The 16,838-nt window shown below is 34.7% G+C and carries 18 protein-coding genes; 13 read left to right on the top strand and 5 right to left on the bottom strand.

The annotated features are described in order from the left end of the window. The first annotated feature begins 135 nt into the window (after positions 1 to 135). From ACSBPO_RS13660 to ACSBPO_RS13645, 4 genes are all read left to right on the top strand, one after another. A complete protein-coding gene (locus ACSBPO_RS13660; protein ID WP_442594151.1) occupies positions 136 to 903 on the top strand; it encodes an SDR family oxidoreductase in 768 nt (255 codons plus the stop codon). An 18-nt stretch (positions 904 to 921) separates the two neighbouring features. After that, the gene (locus ACSBPO_RS13655; RefSeq protein WP_442594149.1) at positions 922 to 2,241 is read left to right on the top strand and encodes a TrkH family potassium uptake protein; all 1,320 of its coding nucleotides are present in this window, start codon (positions 922 to 924) and stop codon (positions 2,239 to 2,241) included. A gap of 295 nt (positions 2,242 to 2,536) precedes the next feature. After that, positions 2,537 to 2,686, top strand: coding sequence for a YflJ family protein (locus ACSBPO_RS13650; RefSeq protein ID WP_442594147.1), 150 nt, complete (start codon positions 2,537 to 2,539; stop codon positions 2,684 to 2,686). A 136-nt stretch (positions 2,687 to 2,822) separates the two neighbouring features. Then, positions 2,823 to 2,981 carry a hypothetical protein gene (locus ACSBPO_RS13645; protein ID WP_442594145.1) on the top strand — a complete coding sequence of 53 codons (159 nt, stop codon included), beginning with the start codon at positions 2,823 to 2,825 and terminating at the stop codon, positions 2,979 to 2,981. Between the two features lie 42 nt (positions 2,982 to 3,023). Here the strand turns inward: ACSBPO_RS13645 and ACSBPO_RS13640 are convergent, their stop codons facing one another. The 4 genes from ACSBPO_RS13640 to ACSBPO_RS13625 form a co-directional block, all read right to left on the bottom strand. Further along, complete coding sequence (locus ACSBPO_RS13640) at positions 3,024 to 3,584, bottom strand: GNAT family N-acetyltransferase (RefSeq protein WP_442594143.1); 561 nt, start codon at positions 3,582 to 3,584, stop codon at positions 3,024 to 3,026. 271 nt (positions 3,585 to 3,855) lie between these two features. Beyond that, on the bottom strand, positions 3,856 to 4,983 hold the full coding sequence (locus ACSBPO_RS13635; protein ID WP_442594141.1) for an amidohydrolase: 1,128 nt from the start codon (positions 4,981 to 4,983) through the stop codon (positions 3,856 to 3,858). A 131-nt stretch (positions 4,984 to 5,114) separates the two neighbouring features. After that, entirely contained in the window at positions 5,115 to 5,711 is a 597-nt protein-coding gene (locus ACSBPO_RS13630; RefSeq protein WP_442594139.1) for a DedA family protein, read from the bottom strand. A 26-nt stretch (positions 5,712 to 5,737) separates the two neighbouring features. Further along, the gene (locus ACSBPO_RS13625) at positions 5,738 to 6,517 is read right to left on the bottom strand and encodes an undecaprenyl-diphosphate phosphatase (protein ID WP_442600368.1); all 780 of its coding nucleotides are present in this window, start codon (positions 6,515 to 6,517) and stop codon (positions 5,738 to 5,740) included. A 187-nt stretch (positions 6,518 to 6,704) separates the two neighbouring features. Between ACSBPO_RS13625 and ACSBPO_RS13620 the strand changes: the two genes are divergently transcribed. From ACSBPO_RS13620 to dapF, 8 genes are all read left to right on the top strand, one after another. Next, positions 6,705 to 7,028, top strand: a complete 324-nt coding sequence (locus ACSBPO_RS13620) for a DUF4870 domain-containing protein (RefSeq protein ID WP_442594137.1) — start codon at positions 6,705 to 6,707, stop codon at positions 7,026 to 7,028. A 349-nt stretch (positions 7,029 to 7,377) separates the two neighbouring features. Beyond that, positions 7,378 to 7,578 carry a PLD nuclease N-terminal domain-containing protein gene (locus ACSBPO_RS13615; RefSeq protein ID WP_442594135.1) on the top strand — a complete coding sequence of 67 codons (201 nt, stop codon included), beginning with the start codon at positions 7,378 to 7,380 and terminating at the stop codon, positions 7,576 to 7,578. After that, on the top strand, positions 7,578 to 8,486 hold the full coding sequence (locus ACSBPO_RS13610) for an ABC transporter ATP-binding protein (RefSeq protein ID WP_442594133.1): 909 nt from the start codon (positions 7,578 to 7,580) through the stop codon (positions 8,484 to 8,486). Before ACSBPO_RS13615 ends, ACSBPO_RS13610 begins: the two co-directional genes overlap by 1 nt. Continuing rightward, positions 8,483 to 9,262: an ABC transporter permease gene (locus ACSBPO_RS13605; protein WP_442594131.1), complete on the top strand. Its 780-nt coding sequence runs from the start codon at positions 8,483 to 8,485 to the stop codon at positions 9,260 to 9,262. Before ACSBPO_RS13610 ends, ACSBPO_RS13605 begins: the two co-directional genes overlap by 4 nt. Positions 9,263 to 9,337: 75 nt before the next feature. Next, positions 9,338 to 10,189, top strand: coding sequence for a patatin-like phospholipase family protein (locus tag ACSBPO_RS13600; RefSeq protein ID WP_442594129.1), 852 nt, complete (start codon positions 9,338 to 9,340; stop codon positions 10,187 to 10,189). 129 nt (positions 10,190 to 10,318) lie between these two features. Then, positions 10,319 to 11,077, top strand: a complete 759-nt coding sequence (locus ACSBPO_RS13595) for a hypothetical protein (RefSeq protein WP_442594127.1) — start codon at positions 10,319 to 10,321, stop codon at positions 11,075 to 11,077. A gap of 157 nt (positions 11,078 to 11,234) precedes the next feature. Next, positions 11,235 to 12,482, top strand: a complete 1,248-nt coding sequence (locus ACSBPO_RS13590; RefSeq protein ID WP_442594125.1) for an EAL and HDOD domain-containing protein — start codon at positions 11,235 to 11,237, stop codon at positions 12,480 to 12,482. Between the two features lie 98 nt (positions 12,483 to 12,580). After that, positions 12,581 to 13,567, top strand: a complete 987-nt coding sequence (dapF, locus tag ACSBPO_RS13585) for a diaminopimelate epimerase (protein ID WP_442594123.1) — start codon at positions 12,581 to 12,583, stop codon at positions 13,565 to 13,567. A gap of 23 nt (positions 13,568 to 13,590) precedes the next feature. Here the strand turns inward: dapF and ACSBPO_RS13580 are convergent, their stop codons facing one another. After that, the gene (locus tag ACSBPO_RS13580; RefSeq protein ID WP_442594121.1) at positions 13,591 to 15,423 is read right to left on the bottom strand and encodes a DNA ligase D; all 1,833 of its coding nucleotides are present in this window, start codon (positions 15,421 to 15,423) and stop codon (positions 13,591 to 13,593) included. A gap of 129 nt (positions 15,424 to 15,552) precedes the next feature. Between ACSBPO_RS13580 and ku the strand changes: the two genes are divergently transcribed. Next, positions 15,553 to 16,527, top strand: a complete 975-nt coding sequence (gene ku, locus ACSBPO_RS13575) for a non-homologous end joining protein Ku (protein WP_442594119.1) — start codon at positions 15,553 to 15,555, stop codon at positions 16,525 to 16,527. Positions 16,528 to 16,838: the final 311 nt, after the last annotated feature.

The following is a 16,838-nucleotide window of genomic DNA, read 5'->3' as shown; positions in this document are numbered from 1 at the left end:
GAGCCATTTTACTATCTCATCATATGCTTTTATTCGCCCAAGTGTTCGTATGAATATTTGATAAAGAGGAATTATCTATCTTACTAAAGACTTATTAAAATATTGACATACATGAAAAATAGTGAGGTTTTGTTAGTGATGCAAAAAACAGCATTAATTACTGGCGGTGCAACAGGTATTGGAAAAAGAATAGCATTGGATTTGGGTCAACAGGGGTATAATATCGTCCTAAATTATAGAAACAGTAAAGAAGAAGCTGAAAGATTAGTGAAATCTTTAAATCAATTTGGCACTAAGAATATATGTGTACAAGGAGATGTTTCAGTAAAAGAAGATTGCTTGCGTATCGTTAAAAAATCCTTAAAGGAATTTACTCTCATAGATGTGGTCATTCATAATGCAGGGCCATATATATATGAACGTAAAGAAACGATTAACTATACGGAAGAGGAATGGGAATACTTAATTAATGGTAATTTAAATGCGGTTTTTTACTTATCGAAACATTTTATTCCCCTTATGCGAAAGAATCATTGGGGGAGATTAATTATGATTGGGTTTGATCGAGTTGACACAGCACCTGGTTGGATTTATCGGTCAGCTTTTGCGGCTGCTAAATCCGGCTTAGCGTCTTTAACGAAAACGTTGGCTTTAGAAGAAGCGCCCTATGGTATTACGGTCAATATGGTTTGTCCGGGTGATATCGTGGCTCAATGGAAAGAAAAGACTATCGATGATAGTAAGGATGTAAAAGTTGAAGAAAACCCTGTTGGGCGTCCCGGTACAGGGGAAGATATTTCTAGGGTTATCTCGTTTTTGGTAGAGGAAAAATCCAGTTTTATAACCGGATCTGTCATTCCGGTCACCGGAGCAAAGGATGTTTTAGGAAAGATTTTTAAATAACTTTTTAAGAGGGGAATTATGAAAAATAGAACGATTAATCTTACACCTTCTCAGCTGCTGACCTTTATTTTTCTTTTTTTTATCAGTATAGGTACACTGTTATTAAAGTTACCTATTTCAACTACACATCCTATTCGATGGATTGATGCTTCCTTTATTTCCGTCTCAGCTATGACAGTGACTGGCTTGGCAACAGTTGACCCAGGTTCAACCTTTACTTTATTTGGTCAAATCGTCATTATGATATTAATTCAACTTGGCGGTTTGGGAATCATGTCATTTGCGGTTTTAATTTTCATCATGCTTGGGAAGAAAATAGGTATTAAACAAAGATTAGTAATGCAGCAGGCATTAAACCAAATTAATATAGGTGGGGTTATTAAACTCGTTAGGAATCTTTTCTTCTTTTCTTTAACGATTGAGCTTATTGCAATGATATTGTTGGCATTAAGATGGATTCCTGAGTTCGGATGGAAAAAGGGTTTATTTTATAGTTTATTTCACTCCGTTTCAGCGTTTAACAATGCCGGATTTGCCTTATGGCCAGATAATTTAATGCAGTATGCCGGAGATCCAGTCATTAATATAGTCATCAGTTCTCTCTTTATATTAGGTGGATTAGGTTTTACAGTTCTTGCCGATTTAAAAGACAAGGGAACATTTTCAAAGCTGAGCCTTCACAGTAAAATGATGATTGTAGGGACACTCATTATTAACGTTTTATCCATGTTTTTCGTGTTTGTATTGGAATATTCTAATCCTAAAACGATCGGAAATCTTTCCCTTTTCGATAAGCTGTGGACTTCCTATTTTCAAGCTGTGTCCCCAAGGACTGCAGGGTTTAATACATTAGATATTGGCAGCCTTCACGAATCAACGATATTTTTAATCATCATCTTAATGTTTATTGGGGCTGGGAGTGCCTCAACAGGAGGCGGAATAAAGCTAACTACATTTATGGTTATTTGCCTTTCCACCATTTCATTTATTAAGGGAAGGTATGATATTAGATTATTTCGAAAAAATATTCCGTCCAGTTATATTGCAAAAGTATTAGCCATTGCCATGACGAGTGTGGTTACAGTTGTTGCTTCCTTATTTGTATTAAATATAATTGAAACTTTACCTTTCTTGACTCTTTTATTTGAGGTGGTTTCTGCTTTTGGCACAGTAGGCTTAACAATGGGAATTACACCTTCTTTAAGCCTGCTTGGAAAACTTGTCATCATTGTTGTGATGTTTGTAGGGAAATTAGGACCATTGACGTTAGCTTTTTTAATGGCCAAACCACAGAAACCGCCTTTTAAATATCCGGATGAAGATATTTTAACTGGATAATCAACCCTAAAGGAAAGCTGGCAAAAATGGCCAGCTTTTTTTCTTTGTTAAGAAAAATATTAATTTTAAATTGGATAACTTTTGAAAAAGTTTTTCGTAATCCAGCTTCAGCGCCTAGCCCCTCGAGGTCAAATAACCTGTAGAGTAAGAAGTCAAAGTGCAGACTTCTTACTCTACAGAACATTTGCTTGTCGGGGCTGTTCGAGGCACTTGCGCTTTTTTTCATTGTTAAGTCATTATTTTCCTATTGATTGCATAAAGTGTATGGACAAGCAATCAAAAGGGGGAAATGAAGATGGCATATCCAGGATCAAAGGGTTGGTATGTACAGGAGTTAAAAAAATTAGGGATTTCCAAACATCCAGTGGAACATAAAAAAATGGAACTATATAAAACGTATGTCATCCGTAATTTATATGTTCAATATTCAACAGTAGATAAATAATAGATAAAAATATTAACGATAAAAACTACTCTCAAATAGGAGAGTAGTTTTTCAATTTTATGAACAATTTGATAAAGAGGAATGAAAACAAAGAGAATAGTGGAAAATAAAAATAAAAAGACAGGGGGGTAGGAAGATGAATTTTCGGTTAAATCGAATTAATCCAAACCAAACACAGGTTTATTTTCACGACGGTCGGTTTGAAACTTTAACAAATGAAGAAGTAGAAGATTTTATGCTTCAAATGGGAATAAATGAGTCAGAAGAATCAATGGAACAAAGCGTAATAGACTAAAAAGTAAAAAAGTGGATCCTGTTGATGAGGATCCACTATCTTTTAAGCTTCTAGTAATTGAGTTTGATCCGTTTGCGGTAATCCATTACGTAATACATGTAATGTATACTGATCTTTCGAGATTTCATATAAATCGTAAATATCACCTTGGGCATTCAATTGTTCATAAAGCGATTTTCTTGTTTCATTTGCTTTGACAACATAAGGCAATTTCTCTGCTGCTTTAATAGAACGAACATTAATTTTGCGGATTCGCATAAATATCGTGTCAATTCCGAGTTCATAAAATAGTTCTTGGAAAAAAGCATCTTTGGCAAGGTTATTGTAACCTTTTCCGTGATAAGGTTTACCGAGCCAAGTACCTAAAAAGCCTGCATTGTCTTCCATATCAAACAAGTTAATCGTGCCAATCGGAGTGCCCCATTCGTCAAGAATTGTACGAGAAATTAATTCTCCACGTTCTTCAGCTTCAATGGTTTGCTTCGTCATAAAAAGGAACTCTTCATAGGAGTTTGCTTTATGACGCACGAAAGGGAAGACCTCTGGGTGCGACACTAAGTCATAAAGTTCGTGGCATTCAAAAAGATCACGTTTCTTGAGCATGTTTATCCCTCCAAACCGCGGGCAGTCCAGACTTATCCCATGCAAAAGAGAAGCCCCACCCTCGAAATTTTTTGTATGTTGCTAAAAAATTTCGGGGTGGGAATCGAACCCACTAGAACCAGTATTACTGGTGGCGCACCATTTGCCTTCCCTAGTCATTTAATTGTTTATTATCTTTGAAAAACAACTCACTTTACGTATAATACTAAAAAAAATTGTAAAAGAAAATAGGTAAATGATATATTTTTTACGTCAAATTTTTACAAGAATTTTAAAGTGCTTCATAGACGATTTCGCCGCCCATCATGGTCCATTTTGTTTTTGCAAGAAAATGAAAAGGATGATGAGACCACAGGACTAAATCTGCTTCTTTTCCAATTTCAATACTGCCAAGCTGATCGGCAATTCGTAAATTTTTAGCAGGTAAAATCGTAATTCCTTCTAATGCTTTCTCTTCTGAAAGCCCTTCCCTGACAGCAATTGCTGCACACACGTTTAAGTACTGTATAGGTGTATAAGGATGATCCGTTGTAATGGAAACCTCTACACCATGTCGAGTAAGCTCCTGATACGTGCGCCAGGTTTTATTTTTTAACTCTACTTTTGATCTTCTGGTTAATGTTGGTCCAACAGAAACTTTTAAGCCCAATCCTGATAACTCATCGGCAACGAGATGTCCCTCCGTACAGTGTTCAATTCTTAAATCTAAGTTAAACTCCTCAGCGAAACGCACAGCCGTCATGATATCATCTGCACGATGAGCATGAATTCTTACAGGAATTTCTCTTTTTATTGCCTTAATAATGGGAGCAATTCTTAGTGAGTCTGGGTTATCAGCATTTAATGCTCCATAAAATGCCTCACGAAGCATTCCCATGATTCCCATTCTTGTAATGGATTCGTTATTCCCATGACTATGAATCCGTTTTGGATTCTCACCAAGGGCAATTTTAAGTCCTGCTGTTTCTTGAATAATCATCTTTTTGATATTTCTGCCTGCTGTTTTGATTACAGAGGTTGTCCCTCCAATAACGTTCGCACTTCCAGGCATGATATGAGCTGTGGTAATGCCATATTTAATCGCATCTCCAAAAGCAGGATCTAAAGGGTAGACACCATCCATAGCACGGATATGAGGGCTAATCGCTTCAATCGTTTCATTGGCATCATTACCAGCCCATCCTGTTCCTTCATCATACAAACCTAAGTGGGTATGAACATCAATAAACCCTGGCAACAAATATTGATTCTGACATTCGATAACATGAGTCTCATGGTCAGCTTGCAGCTGTTGTCCAATGTTAGCAATTTTCCCATTCACAATGAGAACATCGCCATTTTCAATGACAGTAGATGTAATCGGATAAATCTTCGCATTTTTTAAAAGTGTTTTGGTCATAAAAATACCTTTCTCAATGATAATTTTAAGAATATAATTTATTATTTTAACAATTGTTATGATATGATGCATTATTTTTTCAAAAATTACACTTATCTTTTTACAAAAAAAACACCGGATTTTCCGGTGCTTTAGGCTTTTTTTGCGTGTTTTCGTTTGGCAATGATGATATAGATAACTCCTGCTAATAAAGCAATCAAGATGATAGGAAGCATAAATGGTTTTGCATATTCCTCAATTTTATCCCAATGTTGACCGAGTTGCATTCCTAATAGTAAAAACAAAATAGTCCACGGAATCATAGCAGCTAATGTATATAGAACAAAGGTAGATAAAGGCATTTTTGAAATACCTGCTGGAATCGAAATCGCATGTCGAACAACAGGGATAAATCTTGCTGTGAAAATAACTCCAGTTCCATATTGATTAAACCATTTTTCTGCTGAATCAAGATGTTTTGAATGGATAAATAAATATTTTCCGTAACGATCGAGAAATGGCCTACCTCCATATAATCCAATCCAATAAAGGAAAAGTTGTGCTATTGTACCACCAATAATCCCAGCTACTAATGCGCCAAAAAAGTTAATTTGTCCTTGATATATTAAAAAGCCGCCATAGCTTAGGACAATCTCACTTGGAATGACTTCAACCATTAAGCCAAGAAGGATCCCAAAATAACCTAATTGGGATAAGTAATCAAAGATTGTATTTACAAAATCGTGCAATATCTTTCCCTCCGTATGTAATGTTTCTATAGTATTTCAAGAAACTGTAACGCGAGTACAATGAAACCAAGTGCCCATACATAATATGCAAATAGTTTAAGTGATTTCTGTTTAAGAAAGCGAATCATCCATACTACTGCTAAATAACCGAATAGGGCTGAAGAAATGGTTGCAACCATCAAACTCCCAAAAGAAACAGCTTCTACATTCCCACTAAGTATATCACCAAATTCTAGGACGATACCACCCGCTATTGCCGGAATTGATAATAAAAATGAAAAATAAGCGGCTGTTTCTCGATCGAGTTTTCGAAATAAACCTGCTGCAATGGTTAAGCCAGACCTTGAAACGGCGGGAAATATCGCTAGAGCTTGAAAGCTGCCAATAAAAAAGGCATCAAAATATCCAAGGTCTTCCATTCTTTTTCTGCCTTTTTTTACAGACTCAGCCATCCATAGGATAAATCCAGTAAAAAGAAACTCCCATCCAAGCGTTATTCCAGTTTTTGAAATGGAATCAAATAAAGAACTAAAAAGAAGGCCGACAATAACAGCAGGAATGGTACCCACTACTAATAACATACTTAGCTTACCAAATGGCTTTTTAATAATAGTTAATAGTTCATCCTTATAAATCACAAGTACAGCAATTAAAGTACCAATATGTAGCATTGTATCAAGAAATAGGCCAGCCTCCTTTAACCCAAACAAAGCACGACCTAAAAATAAATGACCTGTACTTGAAATAGGAATGAATTCCGTAAGACCTTGTATAAGCCCTAAAATAAAAGCTTCTAGTTTTGACATCATGTTTGATCACCTCTATGCATGTTCTAAGACAACCTGTCTACTAAAATATGTATTCATAAAGGTGTAAACAAGAACAATTTTGTCCAATATCAAAAGCTAAAGATAAAAAATGAAACTTATATTTCTTTCATTCGTAATAATGGTATAGTAAAAAGTAAGGATTATTTGTAAGGAGAGGGATAAAATGCCAAGTAATGATGAAAGATTATTAGCTGCCGCCATATATGTGATTAGTTTTTTTACAGCATTTATAGGACCGTTAATCATTTGGTTATTAAAGAAAAATGACTCAGAATTTATTGACTATCATGGAAAAGAATATTTGAATTTTATTATTTCTTACTCAGTATACTCCGTTATCAGTGTCATTTTAATGATTATATTAATTGGCTTCGTCACAATCTGGATTATAGGAATCGCTTCATTCGTCTTCACCATCATCGCAGCCATCAAAGCCTACGAAGGCAAAGAATATCGTATTCCATTAGTATTTCGTTTAATTAAATAAGTCCACAAAAAAAATTCTCCTCTAAACTGAGGGGATTTTTTTGTGGACTTTTCTAAAATGTTGTTGTTTTGAAATGGATTTCAAAACGAATCGTTGACTGGAACGGAAGGTGCGAGACTCCTGCGGGAGCAGCGGGACAGGTGAGACCCCGCAGGTGCTTTAGCACTGAGGAGGCTCACCGCCCGCCCCGCGGAAAGCGAGCAACCTGGAGTGGAAGTCAACAACTTCTTAAATAGCAACAATGTTTACGAAGCCTTTTTGAAAAATATTTTTATAGAGTGAACGATTTATATAGTTCAAACGTCACATATTTGTAGAACATTAAAGACGAATATCTGGGGGAACAAAAATGGAAGAATTATTAAATGTGAATTGGGCACTGTTAGCTCCAATCTTTATTATCCAATTTATTTTATTACTTGTAGCAATTATTGACTTAGTAAGGATTGAAAAAACAAATGGACCAAAATGGCTTTGGGTAATCATCATCCTATTCGTAAACATCATTGGTCCCATTCTCTATTTTGTGATTGGGAGGAGAAATCAGTAATGTCCATTATAAGTGTCAATGGATTAAGAAAAAGTTTTCAAGGTTTAGAGATTATCAAAGGATTAGATTTCAGTCTTAAAGAAGGGAAATGCATTGCGTTATTAGGACCAAATGGAGCAGGGAAGACAACGACTCTTCGTATGCTTTCCGGATTAATGAAGCCTTCTTCGGGATCCATCCAATTTCAGAATAAAAATTTAGGCAAAGATATACGACAGTACATAGGGTACTTACCACAGTATCCTGTTTTTTATGAATGGATGACAGGACGAGAATTTTTAGAGTATGTCGGAAAGTTGGGCGGCTTATCTAATAAAGAAGCCCAAATTCGAAGCTTAGAATTGTTAGAGTTAGTAGGAATTAGCGATGCGAAAAATAGAAAAGTTGGTAAGTATTCAGGTGGGATGAAGCAAAGATTGGGGATTGCCCAAGCGGTCATTCATAACCCTCAATTATTAATGCTTGATGAACCAGTATCAGCCTTAGATCCATTTGGGAGAAGAGAAGTCATAGAGTTATTAGAAAAGTTAAAAACAAAAATGACCATTTTATTTTCTACTCATATTTTGAACGATGCGGAAGAGGTTTGTGATGAAATTCTTTTTCTCCATAAAGGATTAATTGTGGAATCCGGAACGCTTGCCGAATTAAAGAAGAGGCATCAAAAGTCTAAGATCGATCTTGAGTTTAAAGAAATGCCTGAGCCATACCTTCTGCCATTATCTGAAAACAAGTTTATCACTTCGTGGGATTTAGATGGTAATCGAGCTAGTATTACAACGACGAATTTAGAAGAAGCAAAAAAGGCTATCTTTCATGAAGCTTCTGTACAAAACTGGCCATTAACAAGATTTGAAAATAGTAAATTAACACTCGAAGATCTGTTTATGGAGGTAGTACAGAAATGAGACAATTTTTTATTTTACTCCAAAAAGAAATGCTTGAATCTTGGCGGAATTTTAAATGGATTTGGATGCCCATTTCTTTTATTATGCTTGGCATTATGGATCCGTTAACCCAACATTTTCTCCCGCAAATCTTAGATTCAGTAGGTGATTTACCTGAAGGGGCTGTGATACAACTTCCTACCCCATCAGCAGAAGAAGTGCTTACAATGAGTTTATCTCAATATAATATGCTTGGAGTTTTAATCCTCGTTTTAGCATCTATGGCGACAATAACAGGCGAACGGAAAAGTGGTGTTGCGGCCATGATATTGGTTAAGCCTGTGTCCTATTTCTCATTTGTAACGGCAAAATGGCTTGCAACCCTTCTAATAATGTGGCTATCTTATTTTATCGGCTTGTTGGCAGCCTGGTATTATGTAGGCATATTATTTAAAACGATTTCATTTACCGATTTTCTTCTTTCATTTTTGATTTATGGATGTTGGCTTACTTTAGTGGTAACGATAACCATATTTTATAATACTTTTTTAAAGACGACTGGGTTAGTAGGGTTTATTTCACTGGCAACCATTATTCTATTAAACACGATTACTAGTTTATTTTCTAAGTGGTTATCATGGAGTCCAGCTCAATTAATTAATTATGCTGGAGGAGTTCTAGGAAAACAAAGTCTACCTGAACATACAATGGAAACGGTGATTTTAACGATCCTACTAATTCTTTTCCTTATTTTCTTAAGTACAATGATTTTTCGTAAAAAAGAGTTAGCTGAGTAAAAGCAAAAACGTTGAGATTCCAACATGGTAAGGTTATAATTCATTGTTACAAACGTTATTAAAGAAGGTGTCCCAATGAATCAGGTTGGATTAGTTCTTGAAGGCGGAGGCATGCGTGGTGTTTACTCTGCAGGTGTAATGGAATATTTTCTCGAAAAGGATGTAAACTTCCCATATGTCATTGGAGTTTCTGCAGGTGCATGCAATGCTGCATCCTATCTTTCTAAGCAAAAAGGTAGGAATAGAAAAGTAAATATTGATTTTATTTCTGACCCGCGATACCTTTCTTGGCAAAACTATTTTAAACATCGCCAGCTTTTTGGTATGGATTTTATTTTTGATGAAATCCCAAACCGTATAGTACCCTTTGACTATTCAGCATTTTTTAATAATCCAAGTGAGTTTGTCATTGGAACGACTGATTGCCATTCAGGAGAACCTGTATATTTTACAAAATCGCAATATGGAAAAAATGTTCTCCCTATTTTAAAAGCATCAAGCTCTTTGCCATTTGTAGCTCCAGAAATTGAATATGATAATAAAGTTTTGTTAGATGGAGGAATAAGTGATCCGATTCCTATCCAAAAGGCGGAAAAAGACGGTTACAAAAAGAATGTCGTGATTTTAACTAGAAATGAAGATTATCGTAAAAGTCCATCTAGATTCCATTATTTTGTAAATAGAAGATATGCACACTATCCAGGCTTAGTAGCAGCAATGAAAAATCGTTATCAGATATATAATGAAACTTTGCAATATATCATAGAACAACAGAAAAAAGACAATGTATTTATCCTTCGGCCACAACAGCCTTTAAAGGTAGGACGAATGGAGAGAGATCCCAAAAAGTTATCTCAATTATTTGAACAAGGATATATGGATGCGAAAAATTCATATGATGACTTGAAAATATGGATTCAAAAGTAAGAGCAGCTTTATGTTGCTCTTTTTCTTTTGGAATCATTTCTTTTATTCTATTAATTTTTTTCATTCTTTTATCATGAAAACAACAAAAAATTAATAGAATAGAACATCGATCAATTTAAGGAGAGAACTATGGATATTTCTAAAATACAGCTTAAACAGGCTCATCTTTTCCTTAACTCTAGTATTATTGTTCAAATACCAGCGAGTTTATTTATTCTGTATATATTGATATACTCTGAAAAACAGATCATGTTCCTGGTGGCTCCATTTCTCGTTTATAGCCTTTTCCTGTTTCAAAATTATCTATTATATTATAAAAAATCTATGTATACCTCAAAGAAAATAACCAAAAAGAATATAGGAGGAAAAAATATACTATCTTCATCACAAGTATACCTCTATTTTTCTAAAGAGGATTTCGAGTTATTACTTTTTTCCCCTTCAGGTAAACTATTAGGGAAAATAATAAAAGGTAAGAGGAAATATTTTAACTGGGGATTGCCAAAAGAATTTTTATTAGTTAATTACCAAGGAATACATTTAGCTTCTTTTTACTATAATGCAGGAAGTATAGAGGTTATTCAACAAAATACGGGCTATATTGGCCATTTTTCTTATCCGCAGCGTAAAATCAATCATGGTATATTTGAGCTTTTATCTGGAAAGAAAATTGGAACCGTAAACAGTGAATCTATTTTTTTGGATGATAAAATTCTAAATGAAAATAATCAGCCAGTGTTTCAATTAAAAAAGGGTTTGATGTCATTGGATTCTCAAGAAATATTCGGAAACCCCAATACTCCTGTGTTGAGTGTATCCTCTGTTTTAAATGAAAAAGAAAGGCTTTTATATATGGCGCTATTAGTAAAAAGGTATTTTTTAACCTAATTTTACAAAAAAGACACCAATTTTGAGTTTTTTTTTTGAAAAAAATGTAAGTTATCTACAAATTTCGCCAAACTTTGCAAATTAATTAACATATTATTGGATTGAATAGTAAAAAGGACCTATCATTTTCAAAGTGTCGTTGCAAGGGGATGGATTAATGGAAGTATTTGTAGCCAGGCAACCAATTTTTACAGATAGAGAAGAGGTTTTTGCATATGAACTTCTTTATCGAAATAACCAAAACAATTATTTTCCCAATATTAATGGTGAAGAAGCAACCGCTGAGGTTATCATAAATAGTTTTTTAAATATTGGTATCGATGAGCTATCGAATGGAAAACCGTGTTTTATTAATTTTACGGAAAAGCTGCTTTTAATGAAGCTTCCTACTTATTTTCGACCAAGAGATATTATTGTGGAAATATTAGAGACTGTTGAACCTACTAAAGAAATTATTGAAGTATGTAAAGATTTAAAAGGGTTAGGTTATAAAATAGCTCTAGATGATTATGTTTTTCAGGAAGAAAATGAACTAGCATTTGAATTGCTTGCCTTAGTTGATATCATAAAAGTAGATTTCCTAAATTCTTCTTCACAAATGAGGAGAAACATAGAAACGGTTGCAAAAACATTAAACAAACAGCTATTGGCGGAAAAAGTGGAAACACATGAAGTCTTTAATGAAGCGAAAAGGGCAGGCTATCATTACTTTCAAGGCTACTTTTTTGCTAAACCTTTTATCGTATCTACATATGATATTCCAACCTATTTTCATTCATATTTTCGGGTTATCCAATCTTTAACTGAAACTGACCCAAATATTGAAAATATTGCACAGTTAATTGAACATGATTTATCACTATCATATAAACTTCTAAGATTGATTAACTCACCTGCTTTTAGACCAAGGCAAAAGATCAATTCAATCAGGCAAGCCATAATGCTCTTAGGATTAATAGAGATCCAAAAATGGATTTATGTATTGGCAGTAAGAGACTCTTCTAAATCAAAAAAAGCAATTCCAGAGGAAATTATTGGTCTTTGTTTAACTAGAGCAAAAATGTCAGAGAAAGTGGCTATGCACCTTAATCAGACTGGTGCTGCACCTGATTTTTTCATTACAGGTATGTTTTCTTTAATGGATGCTTTATTAGGTATGCCAATGGAAGAGATTTTAAAAGACCTACCTCTAGATGACCGTATTAGCGAGGCCTTAAGCGGAAAAGAGAATCGATTAAAACAAGTGTTGGACTTATCTATTTCCATTGAAAAAGGTAACTGGTCTGAAGTCACTGTACATTGTGAGCAATTGGGATTATCAGAGGAAGTTGCCTATCAGTTATTTAATGAATCAACTTCATGGTCAAAAGAAGTACTGAGCCTAGAAGCATCCAAACCTGTCTAAAGAGTAGACAGGTTTTTTTATATAATTTTTAGTTTGATAAATCGTTAAAAGTATGTCAATCTAAAGGTATTATTAATTGTTGTTGGAGGTTATTTGCTTTGCAAATTGAAATTTTAAAGGTTCATGGCTCTAATAATGACTTTATATTATTGGATGAAATAACACATGAGTATCATTTTACTGAAGAGCAAAGAAGAAAATTAGCGATTCTTCTCTGTGACCGTGAAACTGGGGTCGGAGCAGATGGAATTCTCTACACAATGAAAAGTGAAAAAGCACAAGGCAGAATGCGCGTCTTTAATTCCGATGGGTCTGAAGCTTCCATGTGCGGAAATGGTTTACGTTGTGTGGCAAGGTATGTATGTGAATTATTAGGAATAGAAGAGGCTATTATTGAGACGATGAAAGCTAATCTTCATGTGAAAAAGCAAGAAGATATTATTCCAAACGTTCCAACTTACCAAGTGGAGATTTCTCCTGTATCGTTTCAATTGGCCGATTTGCCATTAGTACTACCTAAAAATACGCTTATAAATGAAAAAATCGACCAGCTATCACCGGACTTGATTTTTACAGCGGTTGCGGTGCCTAACCCTCATCTGATTACAGTGGTGGATGATTTAGATAAACAGATTGATAACCAAAAAAGCTTAAGTGAGTATGTGAATGGACCGAATGAATGGTTTCCTGAGGGTGTAAATGTTAGTTTTGTGAAGTCCATTGAAAAGGGACATATTTATGTTCGGACCTTTGAGCGAGGTGTTGGATTTACAAATGCCTGTGGAACAGCCATGTCAGCATCTAGTTTGGTGACCTGTTTATTAAATTTAAATGATCTTGGTGAAAAGATACACGTTTACAATGATGGCGGAATGGTCAATTGTGTTGCCCATCAAACAGAAAATTCCTATCAAATCGACTTAATCGGAAATGCAACGAACGTGTTTAAAGCAACATTAGCAATAGGAGGAGATTTAAATTCTTTTTCCTTTGTTCAAAAAGAAATATTTGATGATGAGAATGAAAACTATAAAAAATTACAACAATATGCAAAAAAATATTTAGAACAACAAAAAAGCTTATAGAGAGTATATCTCTTTAAGCTTTTTTATTGATTATTTTTTAAGAATTGAAGAACAGGTTCAAAGGCTTGTTCTTCTTTTACTTTAAAGTAATTTTGAAACGGACAGCCATGTTTTTTTATACGTTCCATGATTATATGAAGAGTAAACTGCTCAATATGGAGGCTTTCATCTACTTCGTCCCAAAATAATGGAGTGGAAATCGTTGCTTCTTCCCTTCCTCTAGCAGAATATGGGGCAATAATTGTTTTTCCTTCAGCATGCTGAACATAATCCACATATAAGCGAGTGCCTCGATTCTTTTTCATTCTTTCAATGGTAAAAAGGTCTGGTTCTTTTGATACTAGAAAATTTGCAACAAATTCAGTAAACAAACGTGTATCCTCATAACTGTACAAATCATTGGGTAAAGGGATATGAACTTGAAGGCCCTTACTGCCTGAAGTTTTGATGAATCCAATTAGATTAAGTTGATCTAGGATGTCTTTAATATAAGAAGCTGCTTTTTTGGCTAATGGAAAGTCTTCTCTTGAAGGTGGATCAAGATCAAAAACAATTTCGCTTGGGCCTTTACTTTGAATGGTCTGAAAAGGAATATGAAATTCTATGGCTAATTGATTACCTAACCATACGAGTGTTTTTAAATCATTACATAGAATGTAATTAATATCTTCCGTTTGAAAAGTCTTAATAAATGAAGGAGCATAATCTGGACAATTTTTTTGATAAAAGGGTTCACCGTATAGACCATGTGGATAACGAATAACCGTTAATAGATGATCCTTTAAAAAAGGTAGCATATAGGGAGAAATTTCCCTTAAATAAAATAAATATTCCATTTTATTAATTAATGGATCTTTCCAAACCGGCTTATCAGGATGAGTGATGGTAACTTCTATTGGAAAGTTTTTTTGTTGAAAGTAAAAACTTTCATAGGTACAATCCTCAGGTGTTAAATCAAAACGAAATTGATGAAAATGTGGTTCGCGCAATTGACCCTCGTACATTTCAAGGTATTTAATTTCTAAACAAATACCAGGTGGAACATAAATATATTTTGCATCTTCATCATTTTGATTTTGACGAACAATTTGTGCAAGAGCCTTTTTTTCCTCAGGTTTAAATCCAAATAAAACTAAGCCAATGGGGAAAATTTCCTCCTTTTTGTAAACTGCCACATGAAAATAGCCGTTTTCTTTATCAAAGGCTGTCACAAAACATGAAACCATCTTCCAATTTTTATATTTGATCCAAAAAGGACTTCTTTTTCCTTCTTCCCATAGGCTGTTTTCCTGTTTAGCAACAATCCCTTCTCCATCAGAAAGCTCGATATGTTCCCATAACTCAACAAGATTTTTATAATTTGGGATCATTTGTATCAATTCTTCCTTTTCAGTAGCGGGGTGAAGAGGGAGCAGTAAGCTAGAAAAAAGTTTTTCTAGTAACTCTTTTCTTTCCGTGTATTTTTTTCCTGATAAGGATTTTCCCTTTACTGTTATAAGGTCAAAGGCTAAATATTTGGCCGGTCTCTTGGATGCCTCCTCGGTAATTCTATGCTCTGAGCGCATTCTTCCCCTTATTTGAAGGGCACCAAAATCTGATTTGTATTCATTTTCTAAAATGACCATTTCACCATCTAGTACAATCGGTAAAAAGGGAGTTAAACGATTTTGAATACTTTGGACAAAGTCCGTTATTTCTGGAAATTGAGGGATTAATGTTTTTTCATTTCGACTCATTAAGATGATTTCATTTTCCTTTATCGTACAAAAACAACGAAAACCGTCATATTTACATTCATAAAACCAATCATTCCCTTTTGGAGGGTCAAATTGTAAAGTTGGCAGCATTGGTTTCATGGTTTTCTTTCCTTCCATTTTGTTTGTATTTTATTTTGGCTCTTTGCGTAAGATTTACTCGCTTACCAAACTTTTTTAGGAATTATCTCATCCAATTGGCGGACATTATTAATAAAGGATGGGATATATATGCATACAATGTGGAAGGGCAGTATCAGTTTCGGTCTTGTTAATATACCAATCAAGCTGCATGCTGCAACAGAAGACAAAGACATTAAATTACGGACTCTTCATAAAGAGTGCCACACTCCGATTAAATATGAAAAGATTTGTACAACATGCGATGTGGAAGTAAAGCCAGAAGATATCGTAAAGGCATATGAATATACAAAAGGCAGATATGTTGTTTTAGATGATGAGGAATTAGAAAAATTACGGAAAGAAAATGAAGAAAAAGCAGTAGAGATTATTGATTTTGTCAATATAACAGAGATTGACCCAATCTATTTTAGCAAAAGTTATTATATGTCGCCAAATGAAGGTGGAGGTAAAGCATATTCTCTTTTAAGGAAAGCTTTACAAGAGTCAGCGAAGGTGGGGCTTGCCAAAATAAATATTCGCTCTAAGGAACAACTAGCTGTAATTCGTGTATATGAAAATACGTTGGTTATGGAAACCATTCATTATCCTGACGAGGTTCGTAAGGTAGTAGATGTACCTAATGTGCCAGCTGAGGATAAAGTAACCCAAAAAGAGTTAGATACTGCCATTATGTTGATTGATCAATTAACATCTGAATTCGATCCAACCAAATATACAGACGAATACCGTACGGCCCTACTTGAATTAATCGAATCTAAACGAACTGGTCAGGAAACGGTAACGGCGACAGAAAAAGTTCCTGCATCCAATGTGACTGATTTAATGGCTGCTTTACAGGCTTCCATTGATCGAACGAAACCACGTACAAATAAACCAGCAGGTACTCCTGCAACTGTTTCACCAATAACAGCAGCTTCTAAAAATGTTGCTGCCAAACCAGTGGCACCGAAAGAATCAGCAGCCAAAGCAGAAGCTCCATCTCCAGCTGCAACTGTCACAAAACCAGCAGCTCCTAGAACAAGAAAGAAAGCCGCCGTACCAAAAACGAAGAAGCAAGCATAATTCATTCATAAAAAACCGATTTCCATTAGGAAATCGGTTTTTTATGAATACAATAGAATCAATTTTATATAAATAAGACAAAGTCATATGGTATCCTTTTTTTACAAAGCTGTTTTCGTATAGATTGTGGTTTTGGTAAAAATCCCCAAATCCGGATTTTTACAGGGCTCTCTTAATAAGTGATCAGCTCTTTTCTTTATTTTCATATGAGTTTAACATTCTGAATGGCGAAATGCCTATTTATTAGTTACAAAAGCAACAAAGTTTCAGAAAAGAGCCTTTTACAAAGAGTAGGAGAAGAGAGGGATGTT

The organism is Neobacillus sp. D3-1R (assembly GCF_052180215.1).
Taxonomy (GTDB): Bacteria; Bacillota; Bacilli; order Bacillales; family Cytobacillaceae; genus Pseudoneobacillus.
Note: the sequence above shows the minus strand (reverse complement) of the source record. Positions and strands in the feature narration are given on the sequence as shown.